This is a genomic window from Micromonospora coriariae (genome assembly GCF_900091455.1).
In the GTDB taxonomy this organism is placed as follows: Bacteria; Actinomycetota; Actinomycetes; order Mycobacteriales; family Micromonosporaceae; genus Micromonospora; species Micromonospora coriariae.
Window position 1 is genome coordinate 1,105,162 of record NZ_LT607412.1, and the last position, 24,523, is coordinate 1,129,684.

Consider the following 24,523-nt stretch of genomic DNA (forward strand, 5'->3'; position numbering starts at 1 on the left):
GAGGGGACACGCTGAGAATGGTCACACTCAGCTGCAGCCGCTGGTGGAGCCGCAGCCCTCGCAGACGTAGCAGCTACCGGCCGGGCGCATCTTCGTACCGCAGGTGAAGCAGAGCGGTGCGTCGGCGGCCTTGCCGATCACGGCCTCGAGCAGTTCGGTGCTGGAGCCCACGTTCGGGGCCGGCTTGGCGGCGGCCACCTCGGCGATCTCCTGCGCCGGCTGGGCGACGGGCTCCGGCTTGGCCGGGGTCTCCACCGGCGCCGAGGACGCCATCGCGGTGAGCTCCGCACCGGTGACGGCGGCGCTCTCCGCGTCGGCTTCGGCCCGCAGCTGCGCGGCCCGCTCGCTGGCGGTGAAGATGCCCAGCTCGGCGCGGCGCTCGTACGGCAGGAAGTCCAACGCCAGGCGACGGAAGATGTAGTCCATCACCGAGGCCGCCATGCGCACGTCCGGGTCGTCGGTCATGCCGGCCGGCTCGAAGCGCATGTTTGTGAACTTGCTGACGAACGTCTCCAGCGGCACTCCGTACTGCAGACCGATGCTGATGGCCACCGAGAAGGCGTCCATCACCCCGGCCAGGGTCGAGCCCTGCTTGGACATCTTGAGGAAGACCTCGCCCAGGCCGTCGTCCGGGTAGGACGACGCGGTGAGGTAGCCCTCGGCGCCGCCGACGGAGAAGGAGACCGTCTCGGACGGCCGCTTCTTCGGCAGGCGCTTGCGCACCGGCCGGTACTCGACGACCTTCTCGACGACCGGCGCGGCCTCGACGGCGACCGGCTCGGTGGCCTTGTTGGACTTGGCCACCGAGAGCGGCTGGCCGACCTTGCAGTTGTCCCGGTAGATCGCCAGCGCCTTGAGGCCGAGCTTCCAGCCCTCGAAGTAGATCTTCTCGACGTCCTCGACGGTGGCCGCCTCCGGCATGTTGACCGTCTTGGAGATGGCGCCGGAGACGAACGGCTGGATGGCCGCCATCATCCGCACGTGGCCCATCGGGGCGATCGACCGCTCGCCCATCGCGCAGTCGAAGACCGCGTAGTGCTCCGGCTTGAGACCGGGGGCGTCCACCACGTGACCGTGGTCGGCGATGTGCTCGACGATCGCCTCGACCTGCTCCTCGGGGTAGCCGAGGCTGCGCAGGGCACGCGGGACCGTCTGGTTGACGATCTGCATCGAGCCGCCGCCGACCAGCTTCTTGAACTTGACAAGCGCCAGGTCCGGCTCCACGCCGGTGGTGTCGCAGTCCATCATGAAGCCGATGGTGCCGGTCGGCGCGAGGACGCTGGCCTGCGAGTTACGCCAGCCGTTCTTGTCGCCGATCTTGTTGCCCTGGGTCCACTGCTTGGTCGCCTCGCGGACGATCGCGGTGGCCACCGGGCTGGTGGGCTTGATCTCGTCGTTGGCCGCCGCGTGCTTGCGCATGACCCGCTTGTGCGGCTCGGCGTTGCGGGCGTAGCCGTCGTACGGGCCGACGACGCCGGCCAGCTCGGCGGAGCGGCGGTAGGCGGTGCCGGTCATCAGGGACGTGATCGCCGCGGCGACCGAGCGGCCCTGCTCCGAGTCGTACGGCAGGCCGGTGGCCATCAGCAGGGCGCCGAGGTTGGCGTAGCCGATGCCGAGCTGCCGGTAGGCGCGGGAGGTCTCACCGATCTTCTCGGTCGGGAAGTCGGCGAAGCAGATCGAGATGTCCATCGCGGTGATGACGAACTCGACCGACTTGACGAACTTCTCCACCTCGAAGCCACCGTCGGCCTTGAGGAACTTCATCAGGTTCAGCGAGGCCAGGTTGCACGAGGAGTTGTCCAGGTGCAGGTACTCCGAGCACGGGTTCGACGCGGTGATCCGGCCGGTCTCCGGGCAGGTGTGCCAGTCGTTGATGGTGTCGTCGTACTGCAGGCCCGGGTCGGCGCACTCCCAGGCGGCCTGGGAGATGGAACGGAACAGCTTCTTCGCCTCGACCGTCTCGATGGTCGCCCCGTCGAGCCGACCACGCAGGTCGAAACCGCCGTCGTTCTCCACCGCCGTCATGAACTCGTCGGAGACCCGGACCGAGTTGTTGGCGTTCTGGTACTGCACGCTGACGATGTCGGAGCCGCCCAGGTCCATGTCGAACCCGGCGTCGCGCAGCGCGCGGATCTTGTCCTCCTCGCGCGCCTTGGTGACCACGAACTCCTGGATGTCCGGGTGGTCCACGTCGAGGATGACCATCTTGGCCGCCCGCCGGGTGGCGCCGCCGGACTTGATGGTGCCGGCCGAGGCGTCCGCGCCGCGCATGAAGCTGACCGGGCCGGAGGCGTTGCCGCCGGAGGAGAGCAGCTCGCGGGACGAGCGGATCCGGGACAGGTTGACCCCGGAGCCGGAGCCGCCCTTGAAGATCAGCCCCTCCTCCTTGTACCAGTCGAGGATCGAGTCCATCGAGTCGTCGACGGAGAGGATGAAGCAGGCGCTGACCTGCTGCGGCGACGGCGTGCCGACGTTGAACCAGACCGGCGAGTTGAAGCTGAACACCTGGTGCAGCAGCATCCAGGTCAGCTCGTGCCCGAAGATCTCCGCGTCGGCCGGGCTGGCGAAGTAGCCGTACTCCTCACCCGCTGTGCGGTAGGTGCCGACCACCCGGTCGATCAACTGCCGGAGCGACCACTCCCGCTCCGGGGTCCCCACCGCGCCCCGGAAGTACTTGGTGGTCACGATGTTCGCCGCGTTGACGCTCCACGACTCCGGGAACTCCACCCCGCGCTGCTCGAAGTTGATCGAGCCGTCCCGCCAGTTCGTCATCACGACGTCGCGGCGCTCCCAGGTGACCTCGTCGTACGGGTGGACCCCCTCGGTCGTCCACACCCGCTCGATCTTCAGCCCGGCGCTCGCGCTGGCCTTGCTCCGTGACCTGCTTGTCGTCACACCATCCCCCGACATCTCATCCGCCCCCTCGTCCACGCGGCCACCCGCCGCGCTTCCACCTGTCAGCAACACAAACCTCAGTTGGTACGGCCGGCGGTCCCCGCCGCCCCGGCCTGGCTCGCGCCCTCCCGGGCGCGGGCAGCGGCCCGCAATGTCTCGATCTCCTGCTCGAAGTCGGCGAGCGAGTCGAAGGACCGGTAGACGCTGGCGAACCGCAGGTACGCCACCTCGTCCAGGTCCCGCAGCGGGCCCAGGATGGCCAGCCCCACGTCATGGCTGGGGATCTCGGCCGCACCCTTGGCCCGCACGGTCTCCTCGACCTTCTGGGCCAGCAGCGCGATCGAGTCCTCGTCGACGGGCCGGCCCTGGCACGCCTTGCGCACCCCGCCGATGATCTTCGTACGGCTGAACGGCTCGGTCACCCCGCTGCGCTTGACGACCGCGAGGACCGCCTCCTCGACGGTGGTGAACCGCTTGCCGCACTCCGGGCAGGACCGTCGCCGCCGGATGAGCTGACCGTCGTCGGCCTCCCGCGAGTCGACCACCCGGGAGTCGGCGTGCCGGCAGTACGGACACCGCATCGCCTACCTCCTAATCATGATCAACCACGGCTGCGCCGGGCACCTCCGGGCACGGCTCGCCACGACGGTGCCGTCCGGAGATGGCGCCCGCCGTGGTCGACGTTACGGAAGTGCGGTCGGTAGTCGGACCCAACCTGTAGGCAACTTACGCCCGTGTCACTACTACATCTAGGGGTTGACCGTATGTCGCTGGCGAACCCGGGTCAAGTTGGCCGGCGTGTCCGGCGCGTCACGGACCATCCGGTCATCCGCCCCCAGCGCTCCACCGGAAGACCCAACGCCGTGCCCCCGCCACGGTTACCGGCCAGCGGGCCGAAGTAGCCCGGAAAACGGCCGAGGATCGAACACCCGTGCTACCCCGACGTACCATTTATCAGAACATCCGTACGACAGAAGTGTTTTTTCACCCCGACACGCCGGTGAGAGGTCGTACAGATGTTTGAAAATGACCGATCTCACCTATACGGTCAGGAACAGCCGGGTGCGATGGATCTTCACCACACGCGGCGACGCACCACCCTCAGCACCGCCGTGGCACCACCGCACGCACCACGAGCCGACGAGGCACCCAGCGCCGACCAGGGAGGACGGACGTGACCGAGGACCGGGCCAGCCGGCCGAAGAGCCCGCAGCAGATCACCGAGGCGGGCCCGCCGGCCACCCGACGCCGCAGCGCCGCGCGCAGCCGGACGGGCCAGCCCGCCGTGCGCCCGGTCACCCCGGTGGTCAGCAGTTTCCCCGACCCGGCGACGGTCGACCTGACCGCCCGCCAGCGCCGCATCCTGGAGTTCATCCGCACCTGGGTGGAGCGCCACGGCTACCCGCCGAGCGTCCGGGAGATCGGCGAGGCGGTCGGCCTCGTGTCGCCGTCCAGCGTCGCCTACCAGCTCAAGGAGCTGGAAAAGAAGGGCTTCCTGCGCCGCGACCCCAACCGACCGCGCGCGGTGGACGTCCGGGCTCCGAGCGAGGCCATTGACGACGAGCTGTCCCGCGCGCAGCGGCCGACCCCGGCGTACGTGCCGATGCTCGGCCGGATCGCCGCCGGTGGGCCGATCCTCGCCGAGCAGGCGGTGGAGGACATCTTCCCCCTCCCCCGCGAGCTGGTGGGCGAGGGCGAGGTCTTCATGCTCCAGGTCAAGGGCGACTCGATGCTCGACGCGGCGATCTGCGACGGCGACTGGGTGGTCGTCCGGCAGCAGCCGACCGCCGACTCGGGCGAGATCGTGGCCGCCATGCTCGACGGCGAGGCGACCGTCAAGACCTACCGGCGGCGCGACGGGCACGTCTGGCTGATGCCGCAGAACCCGGCCTTCGACCCGATCCCCGGTGACGACGCCACCATCATGGGCCGGGTCGTGGCGGTGCTGCGCCGGATCTGACCGGTCCGCGGGTGAGTGCCCCGGCACTCACCCGCACTGCGGGATGCGTGAGGGCAGGCGGCCGGGAGGCGTCAGTAGCGGTCGCCCCGGTGGCCGCGACCGCCCCCGGGATACTGCCCGTACGGGTCGACGGGCGCGTCCTCTTCACGCCGCCGGCCGGGCCGCTGGCCGCGGTAGTCCGGCTCCGGCCCACCACGCCGTGGCGGCTCGGCCCGACCGCCGCCGGGCTGGCCACCGGCGCCGTACACGCCTCCGCCGGGATGCCCACCGCTCGGAGGACGGCCGCCGCCACCCGCCGGCCGACCGCCACCCGCCGGCCGACCGCCACCCGCCGGGGGACGACCCCCGCCGTAGACGCCGGGCGCGCCGCCCGCCGGGGCAGGGCCGTAACCACCGTCGGCGGGCGCGGGACGGCCACCGCCGTACACCGCGCCGCCCGCCGGGGCGGGACCACCACGACCCGCGCCGCCGCCGTACGTCCCGCCGCCGGCGCCGTAGACCGCCCCGCCGGCCGGGGCGCCGCCACCGTAGACGCCACCGGCACGGTCACCGGCCGGGAACCCGTCGTCGGCACGGGTGCCGGGCGGGCCCAGAGGATCGCCATCCGGGTCCGACCGGTCGGACCCGTCGGCGGTCGGCGGTCGGCGACGGGCCCGGAGGATGCCGAGGATGCCCGCGCCAACCAGCAGCAGGCCGATCAGCCCGATCGCGCCCACCAGGTACGTGATGTCGTCGAAGCTCAGCCCGTCGGTCCAGGACTTGGAAGCTGCCGACTTGGGGTCACCGGCGTTGGCCGCCAGCGGTTGCGCCGTCGAGGTGGACGGCGTGTAGCTGAGGATGTCGACCGTCTCCTCCTCGGTGAACTGCTGGCCGTCGGAGACGGTGAGGAAGGTCTTGCCGTCCGTGGTGTAGCTGATGGCCTCACCGAACGGGTCCGTGAGCGCCGTCACCCGGGGCTTGCCGGTGGTGAGCGCGCCGACGATGTCGCCACCGGTCACGTCGAACTCGAAGGCGTCCGCGTAGGTGCGCAGGACCACCCGGCCGCCGTCCGGCGACCGCGCCGCGCCCGTGATCGCGACGCGACCGAACGTGTTGAGCGGGTTTTCGGTCTCTGTCCGGGGCAACGCGATGTCGCCGACCTTGCGCATCGGCACCGGGTCGGTGTCGCCGTTCTTCAGCGCCGCCGCGGGGGTGTAGATCTCGGCCTTCCCGCTGGTCACCTTGGTGATGATCAGCGGTTTGCCATCGTCGCCGATGAGCAGCGCCTCGGCGTCGTGCGGCTTGCCCTCCGGGTAGGAGAGCCGGTGCAGCACCGGCTCCTTCTTGCCGGTGACCGGCATCGACCAGAGCGCGACCCGCTTACGGCGTTCCTTGGCAAAGACGTTGTCGCCGGTGTCCGCGATCCAGAGGGTCGCGCCGTTCGGTGAGAGAGCCAGGTCCTCGGTGTCGAACGGCCCATCCCCCGAGTACCGGACCGGGTCCTTGGAGATCTTGCACTTGGTGTCCAGAAAGAAGACCCGCTTGCGTGCCGGGTCCTCGGTGCTGTCGTTGATGACGATGTAGCCGCTCTTGGTCGCCACGAGCCCGGACAGCTCGCGCAGCCGCTCATCGGCGATCGTGCACCGCTTCTTACCGGGAGTGGCGGCGGGCGCTTCGACAGATGCGGGGGCGGGGGCGGCGACAGCCACTCCGGCGAGCGCCACGGTTGCCCCGAACAGGCCGAGGGCAACCGTGACCGAGGAAACAACGCGGCGCATTCGGCCAGTGTCGCATGCCGCGCGTTTCCGGGATATGACGCCGGGGCCGCTCAGCGCCGGCTGCCGGCTGTCTGCCCCTGTCGCTCGACGTCGAACGGCGCCAACTCGGCGGCGAGCGCCTCGCCGACCCGCACGTGCAGCAGAGTGCCTTCCGGCAGGTGCGACGTGCTGAGCACCTCGCCCGTGCGGTGCACCCGTGCCACCAGGTCACCCCGGTCGTACGGCAGGACGGCCCGGACCTCCACGGCCGGTCGGGGAAGTCGCTCCTCGATCGCCTCGCGCAGCCCGTCGACGCCCCGCCCCGTGTGCGCGGAGACGAAGATCGCGTCCGGCCAGAGCCGCTTGAGCCGCAGCAGCGTGTCCTCGTCGGCCGTGTCGGTCTTGTTGACCACCAGCAGCTCGGGGAGCCGGTCGGCGCCCACCTCGGCGAGCACCTCGTGCACCGCCCGCACCTGCTCCTCCGGGTCCGGGTGGGCACCGTCGACGACGTGCACCACCAGATCCGCCTCGGCGACCTCCTCCAGCGTCGAGCGGAACGCCTCGACGATCTGGTGCGGCAGGTGCCGGACGAAGCCGACAGTGTCCGAGAGGGTGTAGAGGCGCCCGTCGGCGGCGGTGGCCTTACGGGTGGTCGGGTCCAACGTCGCGAAGAGCGCGTTCTCCACCAGCACACCCGCACCGGTCAGCCGGTTGAGCAGGCTGGACTTGCCGGCGTTGGTGTAGCCGGCGATGGCCACCGCGGGGACGGCGTTACGCGAACGCCGCGCGCGCTTGGTCACGCGTACCGTCTTCATGCTCTTGATCTCGCGGCGCAGCCGGGAGATGCGGTGCCGGATGCGCCGCCGGTCGGTCTCCAGCTTGGTCTCACCCGGGCCACGCACACCCACGCCGCCGCCGGCGCCGCCGCCGCGACCGCTACCACCGGTCTGCCGCGAGAGCGTCTCGCCCCAACCGCGCAGCCGGGGCAGGAGGTATTGGAGCTGGGCCAGCTCGACCTGCGCCTTACCTTCCTTGCTCTTGGCGTGCTGGGCGAAGATATCGAGGATCAGCGCCGTCCGGTCGACCACCTTGACCTTGGTGCGCTGCTCCAGGTTCCGCAGCTGGGACGGGGACAGCTCACCGTCACAGATCACCGTGTCGGCGCCGCTGGAGAGCACCACCGCGCCCAGGTCGTCGACCTTGCCCCGACCGATGTAGGTGGCCGGGTCGGGCCGCGTACGGCGCTGGATCAGCCCTTCGAGCACCTGCGAGCCGGCGGTCTCGGCGAGCGCGGCCAGCTCGGTCAGCGAATTCTCCGCGTCGGTCACCGAGCCCTCGGTCCAGACACCCACCAGGACGACCCGCTCCAGCCGCAGCTGCCGGTATTCCACCTCGGTGACGTCGGTGAGCTCGGTGGACAGGCCCGGTACGCGTCGTAGCGACTGCCGCTCCGACAGCTCCATCTCGCCGGTGGTGACGTCGTCGAGCTCGTCCTCGACGGGGACAAAGCTCTCCTGGTCTCGCAAGCGGTTCTCCTGTCCGTTTTGATAAGTAGAACGTAATCCTGACATGTGGCAACGCCTAACGCACCTGCTATATGCCCGTGCTGAAGGTCGCCAAAAGCGGGGGCGAATGCCGGTCGACCTCGACAACCCGGTAGAAATGCTGGGCGGCGGCCGAACGGCCGCACAGCCGTGACGGAGGGACCCCGTGGCCATCACCCGACTGCCGAGCGCCGGATTCTCGATCACCATCCGGATCGCCGTGACCGCGGACGCCTCCTCGATCGGCCGGCTCACCACCTCGGTCGGCGAAGCCGGGGCGATCGTGACGGCGCTGGACGTGGTGGACTCCGATCCGACCCACGTGATCGTCGACCTGACCTGCGACACCGCCGACGCCGGCCACGCCGACCAGGTGGTCGACGCGTTGACCGCGCTCGACGGCGTGGACGTGCGCAAGGTGTCGGACCGGACGTTCCTGCTGCACCTGGGCGGCAAGATCGAGGTGACCTCGAAGGTCGCGCTGCGCAACCGTGACGAGCTGTCCCGGGCGTACACCCCCGGGGTGGCCCGGGTCTGCATGGCGATCGCCGAGAACCCGGCGGACGCCCGCAGACTGACCATCAAGCGCAACACCGTCGCGGTGGTCAGCGACGGCTCGGCGGTGCTCGGCCTGGGCAACCTGGGCCCGGCCGCGTCGCTGCCGGTGATGGAGGGCAAGGCGGCGCTGTTCAAGCGCTTCGGCGGGGTGGACGCCTGGCCGGTGGTCCTGGACACCCAGGACACCGACGAGATCGTGGCCATCGTCAAGGCGATCGCGCCGGCGTACGGCGGGATCAACCTGGAGGACATCGCCGCGCCGCGCTGCTTCGAGATCGAGGCCCGGCTGCGTGAGCTGCTGGACATCCCGGTCTTCCACGACGATCAGCACGGCACCGCGATCTGCGTGCTGGCCGCGCTGACCAACGCGCTGCGGGTCGTGGGCAAGCAGCTCGCGGACGTCCGGGTGGTGGTCTCCGGTGCCGGCGCGGCCGGCACGGCGATCATGAAGCTGCTGCTGCGCCAGGGCGTCGGCGACATCATCGCGTACGACCGGGAGGGCGCCCTGCACCGCGGGCAGACCGGGCTCAACTCGGCGTGGCAGTGGCTGGCGGACAACACCAACAAGGACAACTACTCCGGCGACCTGCCGGGCGCGATCCGGGGTGCGGACGTCTTCATCGGCGTCAGCGCGCCGAACCTGCTCACCGGCGACGACATCGCCCAGATGGCCAAGGACTCGATCGTCTTCGCGCTGGCCAACCCGGACCCGGAGGTCGACCCGCGGGAGGCGCGCAAGCACGCCGCAGTGGTGGCCACCGGCCGCTCGGACCAGCCGAACCAGATCAACAACGTGCTCGCCTTCCCCGGGGTGTTCCGCGGCATGCTGGACGCGCACGCCGAGGAGTTCACCGAGGAGATGGCGATCGCCGCCGCCCGGGCCATCGCCGACGTGGTCGGCGAGGAGAAGATCAACCCGACGGTGATCGTGCCCAGCGTCTTCGACGCCCGGGTCGCCCCGGCGGTCGCCGCGGCCGTGCGCGCCGCCGCCCACAACCCCAGCCCGCTGCCGGCCGCCGACCCGGGCCCCGCCGACCTCCCCGAGATCGCCGCCAACGCCAGCGCCACCCCCTGACGGGCTGATTGACGCGACGCCGGCCCGGTACTCGGTGGTATCGCCGTGAGCGGGGGAGACGACCAACCGGTCGTCTCCCCCGCTTTGCTCTGCTTCAACCAGCGCAACGGTCGGTGCCCGATTATCGGACATCAGCCGGTGCGTGGGGTGAAGCAGAGCAAAGGCGTCGCGGTGACCGACGGCCCCGGTCGGGCGCGGCACACGGGCGCCAGCAGACGCGCCGGGACGCCAGCCAGACCAGACGGGCCAGCGCCGCCCGGCGTCAGGCGGAGGCGGGCAGCGCGGCGAGGTCGACCTCGCCGGTGGCCACCAGGAGGGCGGGGCCGGACAGCCAGCAGGAGTCCTCGGTGACGGTCACCGTGACCCGGCCGCCGGGAACATCGACGGCGACGCTGCCGGTGTCCCGGGCAGCGTCGCGCAGGGCCACCGCGGCCACCGCGCAGGCACCGGTGCCGCAGGAGAGGGTTTCGGCGCTGCCGCGCTCGTACACCCGCATCAGGGTGTGCTCGTCGGTGCCGTCGACCGGATCGCCCGGCACGATGAACTCCACGTTCACCCCGCTCGGGAAGAGTGCCGGGTCGAATCCGGGCGCGGTGGTCAGATTCAGGGCGGACAGCTCCAGACCGGCCGGCAGGACGCAGACCAGGTGGGGGTTGCCGACGTCCACGGCGGTGCCGGACAGGGTCAGCCCGCCGAGCGTGGCGGTCGAGTCGGCGTGCAGCCGGGGGCGGCGCATCTCGACGGCGACGACGTCCCCCTCGACCCGGGCGCGCACGACGCCGGCCCTCGTGGCCACCGGCAACGCCACGCCGGCCGGCGTGGCCAGCCCGGTGTCGATCAGGTAGCGGACGAAGACCCGGGCGCCGTTGCCGCACATCTCGGCCAGCGAGCCGTCGGAGTTCCAGTAGTCCATGAACCACTCGGCCTCACCGGCCTGCCCGGCACCCTCCGGATGCTTGGCCGCGCGGACCACTCGCAGCACCCCGTCCGCGCCGATGCCCCGCCGCCGGTCGCAGAGCGCCGCGACCAGCTCCGGGGTCAGGTCGAGCTGACCGTCCGGGTCGGGGAGAACGACGAAGTCGTTGCCGGTGCCATGGCCCTTGGTGAACTCCACGCCTCAATCATCGCGCAGGAGCGGGCACCAGGCGCAGGGCGGTCTCGATCACGTCCGGGGCGGCCGAATCCAGCCAGTGGATCCGCGGGTCGCGCCGGAACCAGGACCGCTGCCGGCGGACGAACCGCCGGGTGGCCCGGACCGTCTCGTCGTGCGCCTGTGTCTCGGTCAGCTCACCGGCGAAGAATCGCAGCACCTGCTGGTAGCCGAGCGCCCGGCTGGCCGTCCGCCCCTCGGGCAGCCCCCGCCCGACCAGCTCGCGGGTCTCGGCCAGCAGGCCGTCGGCCCACATCCGATCGACCCGCAGCGCGATCCGCTCGTCCAGCAGCCCGGTGTCCAGGTCGACTCCGAGCTGCACCGACGGGTAGTACGGCACCGGCTCGGGCAACGACGCCGTGAACGGGGCGCCGGTGAGTTCGATCACCTCCAGGGCCCGGACGATCCGCCGGCCGTTGCCGGGCAGGATGCCCTCGGCGGCGGCCGGGTCGGCCGCGCGCAGCCGCGCGTACAGCGGGGCCGGGCCGACCTCGGCCAGCTCCCGTTCCAGCCGCTCGCGCAGCGCCGGGTCGGTGCCGGGGAAGTTGAAGCGCTCCAGCACCGCCCGCACGTACAGCCCTGAGCCGCCGACCAGCAGCGGCACCCGGCCCCGGGACAGGATGTCGTCCACCGCCGCGCGGGCCAGACGCTGGTACTCCGCGACGCTGGCCGGCTCGGTGACGTCCCAGATGTCCAGCAGGTGGTGCGGCACGCCGTCCCGCTCGGCCGGGGTCAGCTTGGCGGTGCCGATGTCCATGCCGCGGTAGAGCTGCATCGAGTCGGCGTTGACCACCTCCCCGTCCAGGGCGTGCGCCAACGCGATGCTCAACGCCGACTTGCCCGCCGCGGTCGGGCCGACCACCGCGACGACCGTGCCGGTCACACCAGCTCCCAGGACGCCACGAAGTAGGCGACGCCGTACGGGGCCGAGTCGTGCAGCAGCTCGCCGCGCCACCTCCCGCCGCCCGACCGGGCCGCGCCGGCGAGCACCTGCCAGGACGCCCGGCCGGCGGCCTTCAGCTCGGCGGACACCACCGGGTCGAGGTCGAGCAGGACGTCCACGTCCGTCTCGGCCAGGGCCGTGGCGACCTGCTGGTCGTACGCCTCGGCGCGCGGGTCGTCGTACCCCGGGGATTTCTGCCCCCGGCAGGCGGACCCGTCACCGAGCACCAGCAACGCCACCCGGGCACCCGACCCGGCGACCGACTCGGCCAGGGCCGCCAACTCGGCCGCGCCGGCGTCGCCGGCCACCTGCACGGCGGCCACCGGCGCGCGCACGTCCTGGCGGGCAAGTAGCCACGCGCCGACGGTCAAGCTCAAGGGCAGCACGGCACCCCGGTCGGGCTGACCGGGAATCAGGGGTACGTCCAGGTCCACGCCCCAGGGCTGGAGCGAGCCGGTGGCCGGAGCGAAGATCGGGCCGGTCGCCTGACCCGCGCCGAGCAGGACAACGACGTCCGGGGAGGCGGTGAACAACCGGCCCACGGCGGTGTCGCAGGCCGCCCGCAGATCGTCCAACTCGGGCGCGGCGGCGCCCGCCACCTCGGGCACGAGCAGGGGCGGATGCGGGCAGACGGCGGCGGCGACCAGTGGCACCCGTTTACCGTAGCGGGAACCCCCGGTGCGTCTCCGCGCTGATCCGGTCAATCGGGCCCTAGGACACCGTATGGTCACGGTCGGCGATAGGCGCTCGACGCGGACCGGGTCGGACCTGTGACAATGCCGGAAGCAACTTGGCTGCGCCGTGGCGGCGACGGGGGACGGTTCCCTCGACGCCGGGAGAACGAGGATGGGCACATGAGCGACTGGACTGCCTTCGGACGGGTGGACGCGGACGGCACCGTGTACGTCAAGACCACCGAGGGCGAGCGGGTGGTCGGATCCTGGCAGGCGGGAGCACCGGAGGAGGGCCTCGCGCACTTCGCACGCCGCTTCGCCGATCTGGTGACCGAGGTGGACCTGACCGAAGCGCGGCTCAACTCGGGTGCGGCGGATGCCATGCACTCGCTGAGCACGATCCGGCGGATCCGCGCCTCCCTGCCCGAGGCCCACGTGGTCGGCGACATCGACGCGCTGGCCGCGCGGCTGGACAAACTCGCGACCCTCGCCGAGGAGAAGGCCGGCGAGGCGCGTGCCGCCCGGGACGCCGCTCGCGGCGAGGCCCTGGCCCGCAAGACCGCGCTGGTCGAGGAGGCCGAGAAGCTCGCGGCCGAGTCCACCGGCTGGAAGACCGCCGGCGACCGGCTCAAGGAGATCCTCGACGAGTGGAAGACCATCCGGGGGGTCGACAAGAAGACCGACGGCGAGCTGTGGAAGCGGTTCGCCGCCGCCCGGGACGGTTTCACCCGTCGCCGGGGCGCCCACTTCGCCTCCCTGGACGCGCAGCGCAAGCAGGCGCAGACCGCCAAGGAGGAGTTGGTCGCCGAGGCGGAGAAGCTCAAGGACTCCACCGACTGGGCGGCAACCGCCAACCAGCTCAAGGAGCTGATGACCCAGTGGAAGGCCGCGCCGCGCGCCTCCAAGGAGGCCGAGCAGAAGCTCTGGGAACGGTTCCGGGCCGCGCAGGACGCCTTCTTCAGCCGGCGTAGCGAGGTCTTCTCCGCGCGGGACAACGAGCAGCGCGCCAACCTGGAGCGCAAGCAGGCCCTGTTGGCCGAGGCCGAGGCACTGGACATCGACGCCGACCCGAAGGGTGCCCAGGCCAAGCTGCGGGAGATCCAGGCCCAGTGGCACGAGGCCGGCCGGGTGCCCCGGGAGGCCGCCGCCGGGCTGGAGCGCCGGCTGCGTGTCATCGACGACAAGGTCCGCGAGGTGATGGATTCGGCCTGGCGCCGGACCACCAAGGAGGACAACCCGCTGCTCGCCCAGATGCGGTCGCAGGTGGCGGAGGCCGAGGACCGGCTGGCCCGGGCCCAGAGCGCCGGGGACGCTCGTCGCATCAAGGAGGCCGAGCAGGCCCTCGCCGCCAAGCGGCAGTTCCTCCAGCTCGCCGAGCAGGCTGGCTGAGCTGAGCTGAGCCTTCCGGAGCCCCGGTCCCGTGCGGGACCGGGGCTCCCGCGTATCCCCACCCGGGGATTGTTGACGCATCGAGCTGAGCTGATGAGAATGGGCGCCGGAGCCAGGTTGGGCCACCGGCACGAGGGCGACGACGGCGGGACACCGCTGTCGGGGGTCGTCGGTGCGCTTCCGCGAGTGTCCCCGTCCGCGTGACCTCGACCGTCGCGCACTGTCCGCGTACCCCCAAAGGGACCGTGACGTGCGGACGGCCGCCCGCCCGCGCCGCCGCCCACGGCGGGCGCCGGGCCTCCGAAGTGGAGCTCGTATGTTCCGTCCCACCGCACTTGGCGGCGCGCTGACCGCGCTCGCCACCGCCGCGGCCGGCGTGTTCATCGCCGCCGCCGTCAGCACCAGCCCGGCAGCCGCCGCTGGAACCGGCACCGGGTACCTGCACACCAGCGGCAACCAGATAGTGGACAGCACCGGTACCACGGTCCGGCTGACCGGTATCAACTGGTTCGGCATGGAGACCGACAACAAGACCTTCCACGGGCTCTGGTCGAGCAACCCCTGGCGGGGGCAGCTCGACACGATGGCCCGGCTCGGCTACAACACCCTGCGCGTGCCGTATTCGAACGACGCGTTGAAGCCGGGCGCGACCGCCAGCGGGATCAACGACTTCGTCAACCCGGACCTGGTCGGGCTCTCCCCGTTGCAGATCCTGGACAAGGTGATCGGGTACGCCGGGAGCAAGGGGATGCGGGTCATCCTGGACCGGCACCGGCCGACGTCGGCGGGGCAGTCGCCGCTCTGGTACACCTCGACCGTCTCCGAGGCGACCTGGATCAACGACTGGAAGATGCTCGCCCAGCGGTACGCGGGCAACCCCACGGTGATCGGCGCGGACCTGCACAACGAGCCGCACGCCGAGGGCACCAACCCGGCGGCCACCGGCGCCTGCTGGGGCTGTGCCGACCCGGCCCGGGACTGGCGGCTCGCCGCCGAGCGGGCCGGAAACGCGATCCTCGGCGTCCAGCCCAACTGGTTGATCTTCGTGGAGGGGGTGAGCTGCCCGAGTGGCGGCCTCTCCAACATCTGGGACAACGACCCGAGCAACGACGAGGACTGCGGCTGGTGGGGTGGCAACCTGTCGAAGGCCGGCCAGTTCCCGGTACGGCTGGACGTGGCCAATCGGCTCGTCTACTCACCGCACGAGTACGCCACCTCGGTCTACCGGCAGAGCTGGTTCGACGCGCCGGACTATCCGGCGAACATGACAGCCATCTGGGACAGGTACTGGGGTTACCTCCACAAGCAGAACATCGCGCCGATCATGATGGGTGAGTTCGGCAGCACGCTGGCCGATCCGAAGGACCGGGTGTGGCTGGAGAAGCTGATGGCCTACACCGGCACCGGGGTCACCGGGATGTCCTTCACCTACTGGTCGTGGAACCCCAACTCGGGCGACACCGGCGGCATCGCGCTGGACGACTGGACCAGCATCAACACCACCAAGCAGGCGATCCTCCAGCCGTACCTGATCGCCCCCACGGGTGGTGGGAGCACCGGCCCGGACCCGACCGACGGCCCGACCACGCCGGCGCCGACCGGCGGCTGCACCGCCAGCTACCGGCAGGTCAACGCCTGGCAGGGCGGCTTCCAGGGCGAGCTGACGGTGACGAACACCGGCTCCGCCGCGCTGAACCCCTGGTCAGTGACCTGGACCTGGCCGTCCGGCGTGACGCTGGCCAGCGGTTGGAACGCCACAGTCACCCAGTCCGGCACCACCGTCACCGCCGCCGCCCCGAGCCACGCTCCGTCCCTGCCGGCGGGCGGATCCGTCACTGTCGGCTTCACCGCCAACGGCACCGCCACCCCACCCACCACAACAAAACTCAACACAACGTCCTGCTAACCCACCCCACCCCGCGCCCTCCCGCGCCCTCCGCGCACCCGCCACCCGCGTCGATCTAGGGGAAATCGTCGCTAGTGGATCTCCATCCACAACGATTTTCCCTAGATCGACGGGGGCGGGGGCGGGGGGGCGGGGGCGGGGGGGCGGGGGCGGGGGCGGGGGGGCGGGGACTTAGTGGGTGGTGCAGCCGGTGGTGGGGGCGGGGGATGGGGATGGGGCGCCGATCGTGGGCAGGCCGAGCAACACCCCGGGGGTACGCGGGGAGCGGCCCGCCTCGGCGGCGTCGCCGGCCCGGGTCCGCCGGTGTGCCAGCGGCGCGCCGTCGGCGTTGAGGTGATGCGGGGCGGCGTACGTCACCGCGGTGTGCACGACGTCTCCGGGCCGGATCTGATCGGCCAGCGACCCGCCATCGGACGCGGTGGTCGCGAAGTGCACCAGCCGGCCGTCGCGGGCCCGGCCGGACATCCGACCGGTCCGCTCGTCCTTGCGACCCTCGCCGACCGCGACAAGCACCTCGACGGTCTCCCCCACCAGGCGCTTGTTCTCCGCCCAGGTGATCTCCTCCACGGTGGCGACCAGCCGCTCGTAGCGTTCCTGCACGACCTGCTTGGGCAGCTGATCGGCCATGGTCGCCGCCGGGGTGCCGGGGCGCTTGGAGTACTGGAAGGTGAAGGCCGAGGAGAACCGGGCCTCGCGGACCACGTCCAGCGTGCGCTGGAAGTCGGCCTCGGTTTCGCCGGGGAAGCCCACGATGATGTCGGTGGTGATCGCCGCGTCCGGCATCGCCGCCCGGACCTTCTCGATGATCCCCAGGTAGCGGTCGGACCGGTAGGACCGGCGCATCGCCCGGAGCACGTCGTCGGAGCCGGACTGCAACGGCATGTGCAGCGAGTGGCAGACGTTCGGCGTCTCGGCCATCGCGGCGATCACGTCGTCGGTGAAGTCCTTCGGGTGCGGGCTGGTGAACCGGACCCGCTCCAGCCCGTCGATGTCGCCGCAGGCGCGCAGCAGCTTGCCGAACGCGTACCGATCGCCGAACTCGACGCCGTACGAGTTGACGTTCTGCCCGAGCAGGGTCACCTCCAGCACGCCCTCGTCGACCAGGGCGCGCACCTCGGAGAGGATGTCGCCGGGGCGGCGGTCCTTCTCCTTGCCGCGCAGGGCGGGCACGATGCAGAACGTGCAGGTGTTGTTGCAGCCCACCGAGATCGAGACCCAGCCGGCGTACGTGGATTCGCGCCGGGTGGGCAGCGTGGACGGGAAGACGTCCAGCGACTCCAGGATCTCCACCTCGGCGGCGGCGTTGTGCCGGGCCCGCTCCAGCAGCACCGGCAGCGCACCGATGTTGTGCGTGCCGAAGACCACGTCCACCCAGGGCGCCTTGCGGACGATCTCGCCGCGGTCCTTCTGGGCCAGGCAGCCGCCGACCGCGATCTGCATCCCGGGGTGCTTGTCCTTCACCGGGCGCAGACGACCGAGGTTGCCGTAGAGCCGGTTGTCGGCGTTCTCCCGCACCGCGCAGGTGTTGAAGACGACGATGTCGGGGGTGTCGTCGGCCGGCGCCGCGCGTACGTAGCCGGCCTGTTCGAGCAGGCCGGAGATGCGCTCGGAATCGTGCACGTTCATCTGGCAGCCGTACGTCACGACGTTGTAGGTCCTAGCCACCCTCTTGGTGCCCCTTCCCCTCGGGCTACCAGGGTAGCGGCCCGGTCGGCGGGCCCAGCGGACCGGCATTGACCCGGTGGCCCATGGCGGGGGTCCACGACGGGCAGTACGCTGCACAACAAGAATGTGTTCTGGGCGATTTCGGGGGCTTTGCACTCGGTGCCGCCGATGCGCGGCTCCGTACTCGGGGGAGCACATGACGACCCGCGGGAGGCAACCGTGACGCGACAACATGCGGCACAGCGCTCCGTCGCCACTCCGGACGGCCGGCACCTCGCGGTGGAGACCTCCGGTTCGCCGGACGGGCCCGCGGTCTTCCTGCTGCACGGTACACCGGGCAGCCGCAGCGGCCCCCGCCCTCGCGGCATCGTCCTCTACCGCCTCGGCGTGCAACTCGTCTGCTACGACCGGCCCGGTTACGGCGACTCCTGCCGGCACGAGGGGCGCCGGGTGGCCGACGCGGCGGCCGACGTGGCGGCGATCGCCGATGACCTCGGCATCGAGCGGTTCGCGGTGGTGGGCCGCTCCGGTGGCGGGCCGCACGCCCTGGCCTGCGCCGCGCTGCTGCCGGACCGGGTCACCCGGGCCGCCGTGCTGGTGGGGCTCGCCCCGGCCGGCGCGCCCGACCTGGACTGGTACGCCGGCATGTCCGAGACCAACGTCGAGGACTACGGGCAGGCCGATGAGGACCTGGCCGAACTCACGCTCAGTTTGCAGGTACGCGCGGAGCAGGCCCGGCGGGACCCGATGACGCTGCTGGAATTCCTCCGCCCCCAACTGCCCGAGGCGGACATCCGGGTGGTCGACGACGTCGCGATCCGCCGACTGCTGACCGACATGTACGCCGAAGCGCTACGGCACGGCCCCGAGGGTTGGATCGACGACGTGCTGGCGATGCGGCGTGGCTGGGGGTTCGACCTGGGCGCCATCCGCGCGCCGGTCCGGTTGTGGCACGGCGAGCAGGACCGGTTCTCCCCGGTGGAGCACTCCCGGTGGCTCGCCGCGCGGATCCCGCACGCGGAGGTCCAGGTGCAGGCCGGCGCCGCGCACTTCGGCGCGGTGGAGATCCTGCCGCAGACCCTGGCCTGGCTGGCCACGCCGGAACTCGCGGCAAGCCCGCAGCTGTAAGCCGGAGCCGGAACACGGCCACGACGGCGGCCCGGACGCCCGGACCGCCGCCGAGCCACCTCCCGGCCCGGTCAGAACGGGTGCGGGTCGATCACCCGGACGACGAACCGCCGCTCACGCAGGGTCTGCACGGTCGGATGCTCCTGGCCGAGCACCTCGGCCAGCCGGTCGGCGACCGCCGTGACGGCCTCGGCGGGAGCGCCGTCGCCGGCGTGCCTCGACACCAGGGCGAGATCGCCGAGGCAGCGCAGCGTGTCGGGGTGGTCCGCGCCGATCACCCCGGACAGCCGGTCGGCGGTCTCCCGCAGCCGGTCCCGCGCCGGCATCCACTCGCCCTCCTCGGCGAGGCACACCGCCTGGTTCACCTCGGCCGCCAGGGTGTGCGGGTGTTCGGGGCCGAGCACCTTGCGCAGCTCGCCGACCGCACGCGTGGCCGACGCGAGGGCCGCCGACCGACGGCCGACCGCACGTTCGGCGGCGGAGATGTTGCTCAACGTCGCCAGGGTGTGCGGATGGGTGGGGCCCAGGCGCAGCTCCTCCTCGTACGCCCGACTGACCGCGATCATCTCGGCGAGCGCCCGGGCCGCGTCGTCGACGGACAGCAGGTTCGCCGCCCGGCTCGACCGGCACGCCACCGTGTCCGGGTTGTCCGGCCCGAAGCGTTCTTCGAGCTTTCGGTAGGCCGTCTCGAACATCGGCGCGGCCTCGCCGGCCCGCCCGGCACTGCGCAGGGACACCGCCAGGTTGACCTGTGCGCCGAGGGAGAGGCCGTCGTCGGGCCCGAGCACCTCGCAGTACGCGTCGTAGACGGTGCGCAACAGGGTCGCCGACCGCTCGTACTCGCCGGCCTCGCGCAGGTCGCTGCCGAGGCGGACAGCTGAGATCAACGTGTACGGATTTGTGGGGCCGAGCACCAGCCGCCGCCGCTGGTGCACCTCGTCGTCCCAGCGGCGGGCCGACCGGTAGTCGCCGACCAGCCGGTACGAGACGGCGAGGTTGTTGGCCGCGCTCAGCGTCCGGGGGTGGTCCTCGCCGAACACCTGGAGCCAGGAGGCGTAGGTGGACCGGTCCCGTTCCAGCGCCTCGGCGTACCGGCCGAGCGCCCGCAGGTCACCCGCGAGGCTGCCGGCGGTCATCAGGCTGTGCGGGTGCAGATTGCCCAACAGCCGGCGTTGCTCGGCCAGCACCGCCTCGTCCAGGTCCCGGGACTCTTCGAACCGACCCAGGCTGCGCAGGATGTTCGCCCGGTTGAAACGCAGGTGCAGCAACTGTCGACCCAGCGCCGTGGCCGCACCCTCGTCGTCCAGATCCCTCAGCCGGGCGGACCAGGTGTCGTCCACCCGTTGGCTGAACCCGTCAGCCTGCTCCAGGCCGCCGCGCTGCCACAGGTAGCGGACCCGGTCGATGAGCAGCTGACACACCGACTCGTCGGGGCAGGCCACCGCCTCGGAGACCTCCAGGTGTGGCCAGAGCATGCGCAGCCGCGGCCAGGTGGTCGGATCGTCCACGTCGCCGCGGGGTCGGGAGGCGGCCAGCACCAGGTGCACCTGGTGCCGAGCAGTGACGATCTCGTCGTCGGTCATCCGGTCCCGAACCACCGCCTGCAGAAGCCGGTGCACCTGGACCCGACCGCCCTGGACGTCCAGTTTGAGCAGCGCCAGCCGGTTGATCTGCTGGATCAGGGCGCCGCGCACGAGCCGTTCCGACACCGACGGGTCGAACGGCACGAGGGCCGACGCCATCTCGTCGCTGTAGATCAGGTCGAGGGCGATCTCCGGAGCCAGCACCGAGCAGAGCTGCAACAGCCGGTACGCGGCGGGTGCCTGATCGCGCAACCGGTTCAACGACAGGTCCCAGGTGGCCGCCACGGAGAGCGCGCTGGGGCCGTGCCGCTCGATCTGCCGCAGGTAGTCGGCGACCGATGTGCCGGTGTCGGCGAGCCAGGCGCCGGCGGCGGCCACGGCGATCGGCAGGTCGCCGAGCGCCTCGGCCACCCGGTCGGCTTCCTCGGCGCTGATCGTGGGCACCCGCTGGGCGAGGTGGGCGACGCTCTCCGTCCGGTCGAAGACGTCGACCTGGATCGGGTTCGCCCGATCACCCCAGGCGCGGTTGCGCGAGGTCAGCAGGACATGGCCGGGCCCCTGTGGCAGGAACGGCTCGATCTGGTCGAGTTCCTCCGCGTTGTCGAGCACGACGAGCCACCGCTCGTACGGCTCGCCCCGACCCAGGACCTGCAGCACGGACCGGACGGTGTCGGGCAGGGTGGGCCCGGCGGCGATGCCGAGCCGACTGGCGAGGTCGGCCAGCGCGGTGTCGACGAACTGCGGCGGGTCCGCGACGATCCACCAGACCACGTCGTACGCGGCCTTGAACCGGTGCACGTACTCCAGGGCGACCTGTGTCTTGCCGACGCCGCCCATGCCCTGCAGGGCGACCGGCAGCACCACCGCGCTTCCGCCGCTCTGCAACTGCCTGCGCAGTTGCGCCAGGTCGTCCTCGCGGCCGGTGAACCGGGCGTTCCGGTTGGGCGCGTTGAAGATCAGCGGCTCGGCGCCGGGATAGCGGGCGCCCCCGCCCGCCGGGCCGTCCGCTGCTGCCGGCACCGGACGGCCGACCAGCCGTAACACCCGCTCCACCGCTGTCGCGGCGCTCACGTTGACCAGGTTGGTCGAGCTCTGGGCCGGGAACTCCGCCAGCGGGCGCAGATCGGCGACGTACACGGCGAGGGCCGTGGAGCCGGTGCTGGTGTCGCGGGCCGGCAGGCCACCGGACGGCGTCGCCACGTAGGCCGGCGAGACCACCGTCAGCGTGCGCGGGGCGGGCGTACCGGCGGACCCGACGGCGGACGCGGCGTCCACCACCCGCATACCGGCGGCGGTGAGCACGCGTTCCAGCCACTCGGCCCAGATGGCGTCCTCCGGGGCGCAGCGCAGCACGATCTGGTCGTCGATCGCCTCGGTGCGCCGTCGGAAGCGGGCCTTGCCCCGTTCCCGCACCGACTCGTCCATCACCGGCAGCGCGGTCACCGCGCCGTCGGTGAGGATCCCGGTCAACGTCTCGAACGCGGCCAGCAGCGACGTCGGCGAGCCGGGCGCGTCGCCGAACGTCGCCAGCGTCTCCTCGTACGCGTAGAACGGCCGGTACGGGACCTCCACCGCCGCCCAGTACCGGCGCCGCTCCGCCTCCGTCATGCCGGTCGGCAGCCCCGCGAAGCGGCGCATGGCCAGCAGGCGGCCCGCCTCGGCGCGTTCCTTCTCGGCCGGGTCCACCCGCATCGGCACCGGCAGGACCCGGATGTCCCGCCGCCGGTAGCGGTCCCGCACCGAGTGCGCGACCCGGGCCGCACCGTCGATGCCCTGGTCGCTGAGGGTGAAGCAGTCGACCAGGGTGTCCGGCAGGTGCAGGGTGCAGATGTCGGCGACGTCGCTCAGCCCCGTCCGGCTGTCGATCAGGGTGAAGTCGTACTGCCGCTTCATGTCCGCCCGGAGCGCCTCGAAGAACTGCGCCCCGCCCAGCCGGTTGTAGAAGTTGTCCCAGTCGAGCCCGCTCACCGAGACGGCGTAGTCGCTGTTCTGCCGGCCGGCGGAGAGGAAGTCGAGGCCGCCGCCGTCGGGGAAGTTCCAGCGCAGCGAGAACGCGTGGCGGCCGACCCGGGCGTACTGCTCCATCCACCGCTCGGGGCGGTCGTCGGCCCGGGTGGTCTCCCACTCGTAGTCGCGAATGAGGTCGATGACGCCGCTGGTGCCCTGGATCGCCTCGGCGTCGAGGAAGGGGTGGAAGAAGCGGTGCAGGCCGGGTGACTCGAGGTCCCAGTCCGCGACCAGGACCCGCCGTCCGCTGGCCGCCAGGATCCAGGCCACGTTGGCCAGCGCCATCGTCCGGCCCGTTCCACCCTTGAACGAGTAGAAGGTGACGACCTGGCCGTCGCGATCGTTGCTCATGGGGTCTCTCCGTGGGGACGCGGTGTCGCCGGATCATCGGGCGCGGACGCAGGGTCGGGCGGAGTCGCCGGGCCGGGGTTGGGCGGCCCGTCGCGCAGGCTGGGCACCGGCTCCGGCGGGGGGAAGGCGACGACCGGGGCGTGCTTGAGGAACTGGCGGCGGGCCTCGGTGACCAGCGCCGGCATCAGGTCGACGAACTCCCGCATGGTGCACGCCTGCTTCACCTGGGGCAGGCCGGCGTCGTGCAGCAGTTCGGTCACCTCGGTGGCCCATCTGGCGGCGTCCTGCGCATCGTCGTCGTCGGTGACCACCAGCGGGACGACCCACTCCCGCAGGCCGTGCAGCAGGTCTGCGACGGCGCCGAGCGCGTCCGGTGCCGCCACGATCCACGGGTCGACCAGCAGCACGGCCGGGCGGCGCTCGAGCAGCCCGGCGGCCTGCGCGAAGTCCGCCGTGCGGGCCGACAGCCCAAGCCGCTCGGCGGTGCTGGCCGCGTACTCGGCGGCGGGCAGCTCCTGACGGCGGCCGTACGGCCGCCAGAGCCGGCCGCTGGCGGCGTAGCCGGCGGGATCGCGGAGCGCGGGGAGGTGGTCCCGGGTGGGGGCCAGGACGGCGACGACGAAGTCCGGGTCGGCCGGTGCCGGGCGGGTGACCTCGTCCAGGCCGGGTGCCCGGGACGGGCCGAGCGGGCGCCGCTCGGCGGTGTGCACGATCCGGCCGGCCAAGCGGCTCAGCAGGAGTTCGTACTGTGCCCGGTAGGAGGCCAGCATGCAGAGCGCGCGCAGGCCGTTCTCGGCGTACTCCGGGACGTCCCGGCCCAGGTCCAGCGCGCCGTCCAGCTCCGGATGGGTCTCCCACGGCGGGAAGGGGATCCACAGCACCGGGGTGAGGTGGCCGGCGGCGGCCCGGGCCGGCGCGGCGGCGGTCAGCCGGGCCCGGAACGATTCCTGCTCCCCCAGCGCCCAGGGACGGCTGAAGTAGCCGGGCGAGTAGAGCGGGACGAAGACCTCGGCGGCACCGAGCGCCTCGGCGAGGGCCGCCTTCCAGTCGGCGCCCAACGGGATGTGCTGGTCGAAGAACCCGATCCGCATCCCGGCCACCGGCTTCGCCTGGCGGGTCACCTCGTCGGTCAGGTCGGCGAAGAACTTGCCGACCCAGACGTCGGTGTCGGCCTGGGCGCCCTGCGGCGGAGCGGAGTGGGCATAGCTCAGGAAGAAGTACGTCCCCGGGGCCGCCACCCTGCGTCGGCCCGCCGGCGGGCTCATCCGGGCTCCTCGGTGAACCGGTTGCACAGCTCGTCCACGCTCGCCGGCACCCACGGCTCCACCAGGTACGACCGGTGGATGGCCACGATCCGCTGTGCGAGCCGCCAGACCACCGCCCGGTAGGCGTTCTCCCACTGCATGGTCAGCAATCCGTAGACCCCATCCCGCTGGTAGTGCACCGCGATGTCCGGATCCGGCATCGCGGTCGGGGAGAACCGTTGGATGTCGCGGAGCACCCGGGGCAGTGGCGTGCCGTTGGTCGGCGACCAGGTGACCGGCACGATCGCCGTCTCGTGCGCCGACGAGGCACCGGATCGCGGGACGATCCGCCGGCGGGCAAAGGCGTCCCACTCCCGGCCACACCAGTCACTGCCGAGCAGCGTGCTGGACACCAGCGGAACGAAGACCTGGCAGGTGCCGGCGGCCTGGAGAAGCTCGGGGCTCCAGCGTTCCCCACCGGCGATGGAGCTGTCCAGGAAGCCGGGATCCACACCGGTCACCGGGCCGACCAGCTCGCTGACGTGGACCGACAGGTCCTTGTAGAAGCGGGAGATGTTCTCGGCGGGGTTGCCGGTCACCCAGTGGATCGGCGGCAGGGAATAGCTGAGAAAAAAGAGCGGGGCGCGCGCGCCGGAGCGTGGGTCCACTGTGCTCACCGCAGTCCCTCCGCCCTCCCCACGCGGCCGGAACATCA

At 71.8% G+C, this 24,523-nt stretch carries 16 protein-coding genes; 5 read left to right on the plus strand and 11 right to left on the minus strand.

Annotated features, from left to right (window positions below; translation table 11 throughout):
• Positions 1 to 27 precede the first annotated feature (27 nt).
• Together GA0070607_RS05150 and nrdR are read right to left on the minus strand one after the other, a co-directional pair.
• On the minus strand, positions 28 to 2,910 hold the full coding sequence (locus GA0070607_RS05150; RefSeq protein ID WP_089017134.1) for a vitamin B12-dependent ribonucleotide reductase: 2,883 nt from the start codon (positions 2,908 to 2,910) through the stop codon (positions 28 to 30).
• 62 nt (positions 2,911 to 2,972) lie between these two features.
• Entirely contained in the window at positions 2,973 to 3,476 is a 504-nt protein-coding gene (nrdR, locus tag GA0070607_RS05155) for a transcriptional regulator NrdR (RefSeq protein ID WP_089017135.1), read from the minus strand.
• A gap of 593 nt (positions 3,477 to 4,069) precedes the next feature.
• Between nrdR and lexA the strand changes: the two genes are divergently transcribed.
• A complete protein-coding gene (gene lexA, locus GA0070607_RS05160) occupies positions 4,070 to 4,855 on the plus strand; it encodes a transcriptional repressor LexA (RefSeq protein WP_089017136.1) in 786 nt (261 codons plus the stop codon).
• Between the two features lie 71 nt (positions 4,856 to 4,926).
• Here the strand turns inward: lexA and GA0070607_RS05165 are convergent, their stop codons facing one another.
• Positions 4,927 to 6,612 carry a hypothetical protein gene (locus tag GA0070607_RS05165; RefSeq protein ID WP_089017137.1) on the minus strand — a complete coding sequence of 562 codons (1,686 nt, stop codon included), beginning with the start codon at positions 6,610 to 6,612 and terminating at the stop codon, positions 4,927 to 4,929.
• Between the two features lie 50 nt (positions 6,613 to 6,662).
• A complete protein-coding gene (hflX, locus tag GA0070607_RS05170) occupies positions 6,663 to 8,117 on the minus strand; it encodes a GTPase HflX (RefSeq protein ID WP_089017138.1) in 1,455 nt (484 codons plus the stop codon).
• Between the two features lie 184 nt (positions 8,118 to 8,301).
• Here hflX and GA0070607_RS05175 point away from each other — a divergent pair, with 184 nt between their 5' ends.
• Positions 8,302 to 9,768, plus strand: coding sequence for an NAD-dependent malic enzyme (locus GA0070607_RS05175; RefSeq protein WP_089017139.1), 1,467 nt, complete (start codon positions 8,302 to 8,304; stop codon positions 9,766 to 9,768).
• Positions 9,769 to 10,030: 262 nt separating this feature from the next.
• Here GA0070607_RS05175 and dapF read toward each other — a convergent pair whose 3' ends face one another.
• The 3 genes from dapF to GA0070607_RS05190 are packed head-to-tail and all read right to left on the minus strand — an operon-like array spanning position 10,031 to position 12,514.
• Positions 10,031 to 10,882, minus strand: a complete 852-nt coding sequence (gene dapF / locus GA0070607_RS05180) for a diaminopimelate epimerase (RefSeq protein ID WP_089017140.1) — start codon at positions 10,880 to 10,882, stop codon at positions 10,031 to 10,033.
• A gap of 7 nt (positions 10,883 to 10,889) precedes the next feature.
• Positions 10,890 to 11,813: a tRNA (adenosine(37)-N6)-dimethylallyltransferase MiaA gene (gene miaA, locus GA0070607_RS05185; protein ID WP_231931099.1), complete on the minus strand. Its 924-nt coding sequence runs from the start codon at positions 11,811 to 11,813 to the stop codon at positions 10,890 to 10,892.
• Positions 11,798 to 12,514, minus strand: a complete 717-nt coding sequence (locus GA0070607_RS05190) for a class III extradiol dioxygenase subunit B-like domain-containing protein (RefSeq protein ID WP_089017142.1) — start codon at positions 12,512 to 12,514, stop codon at positions 11,798 to 11,800. Before GA0070607_RS05190 ends, miaA begins: the two co-directional genes overlap by 16 nt.
• Positions 12,515 to 12,715: 201 nt before the next feature.
• On the opposite strand from GA0070607_RS05190, the gene GA0070607_RS05195 reads away from it, so the two are divergent.
• A complete protein-coding gene (locus GA0070607_RS05195; RefSeq protein WP_089017143.1) occupies positions 12,716 to 13,924 on the plus strand; it encodes a DUF349 domain-containing protein in 1,209 nt (402 codons plus the stop codon).
• Positions 13,925 to 14,240: 316 nt separating this feature from the next.
• Entirely contained in the window at positions 14,241 to 15,830 is a 1,590-nt protein-coding gene (locus GA0070607_RS05200) for a cellulase family glycosylhydrolase (protein WP_089017144.1), read from the plus strand.
• A gap of 171 nt (positions 15,831 to 16,001) precedes the next feature.
• Here the strand turns inward: GA0070607_RS05200 and miaB are convergent, their stop codons facing one another.
• Entirely contained in the window at positions 16,002 to 17,495 is a 1,494-nt protein-coding gene (gene miaB, locus GA0070607_RS05210; protein WP_089017145.1) for a tRNA (N6-isopentenyl adenosine(37)-C2)-methylthiotransferase MiaB, read from the minus strand.
• A 219-nt stretch (positions 17,496 to 17,714) separates the two neighbouring features.
• Between miaB and GA0070607_RS05215 the strand changes: the two genes are divergently transcribed.
• Positions 17,715 to 18,623 (plus strand): alpha/beta fold hydrolase, encoded by a 909-nt coding sequence (locus tag GA0070607_RS05215; protein WP_231930858.1) that lies wholly within the window; start codon positions 17,715 to 17,717, stop codon positions 18,621 to 18,623.
• Positions 18,624 to 18,694: 71 nt separating this feature from the next.
• On the opposite strand, the gene fxsT is transcribed toward GA0070607_RS05215, so the two are convergent.
• From fxsT to GA0070607_RS05230, 3 genes are read right to left on the minus strand one after another with little or no spacing between them, the layout of a single operon-like run.
• Positions 18,695 to 22,564, minus strand: a complete 3,870-nt coding sequence (gene fxsT / locus GA0070607_RS05220; RefSeq protein ID WP_089017147.1) for an FxSxx-COOH system tetratricopeptide repeat protein — start codon at positions 22,562 to 22,564, stop codon at positions 18,695 to 18,697.
• Positions 22,561 to 23,829, minus strand: a complete 1,269-nt coding sequence (locus GA0070607_RS05225) for a TIR-like protein FxsC (RefSeq protein ID WP_089017148.1) — start codon at positions 23,827 to 23,829, stop codon at positions 22,561 to 22,563. Before GA0070607_RS05225 ends, fxsT begins: the two co-directional genes overlap by 4 nt.
• On the minus strand, positions 23,826 to 24,485 hold the full coding sequence (locus tag GA0070607_RS05230) for a TIR-like protein FxsC (RefSeq protein ID WP_157743087.1): 660 nt from the start codon (positions 24,483 to 24,485) through the stop codon (positions 23,826 to 23,828). Before GA0070607_RS05230 ends, GA0070607_RS05225 begins: the two co-directional genes overlap by 4 nt.
• Positions 24,486 to 24,523 lie beyond the last annotated feature (38 nt).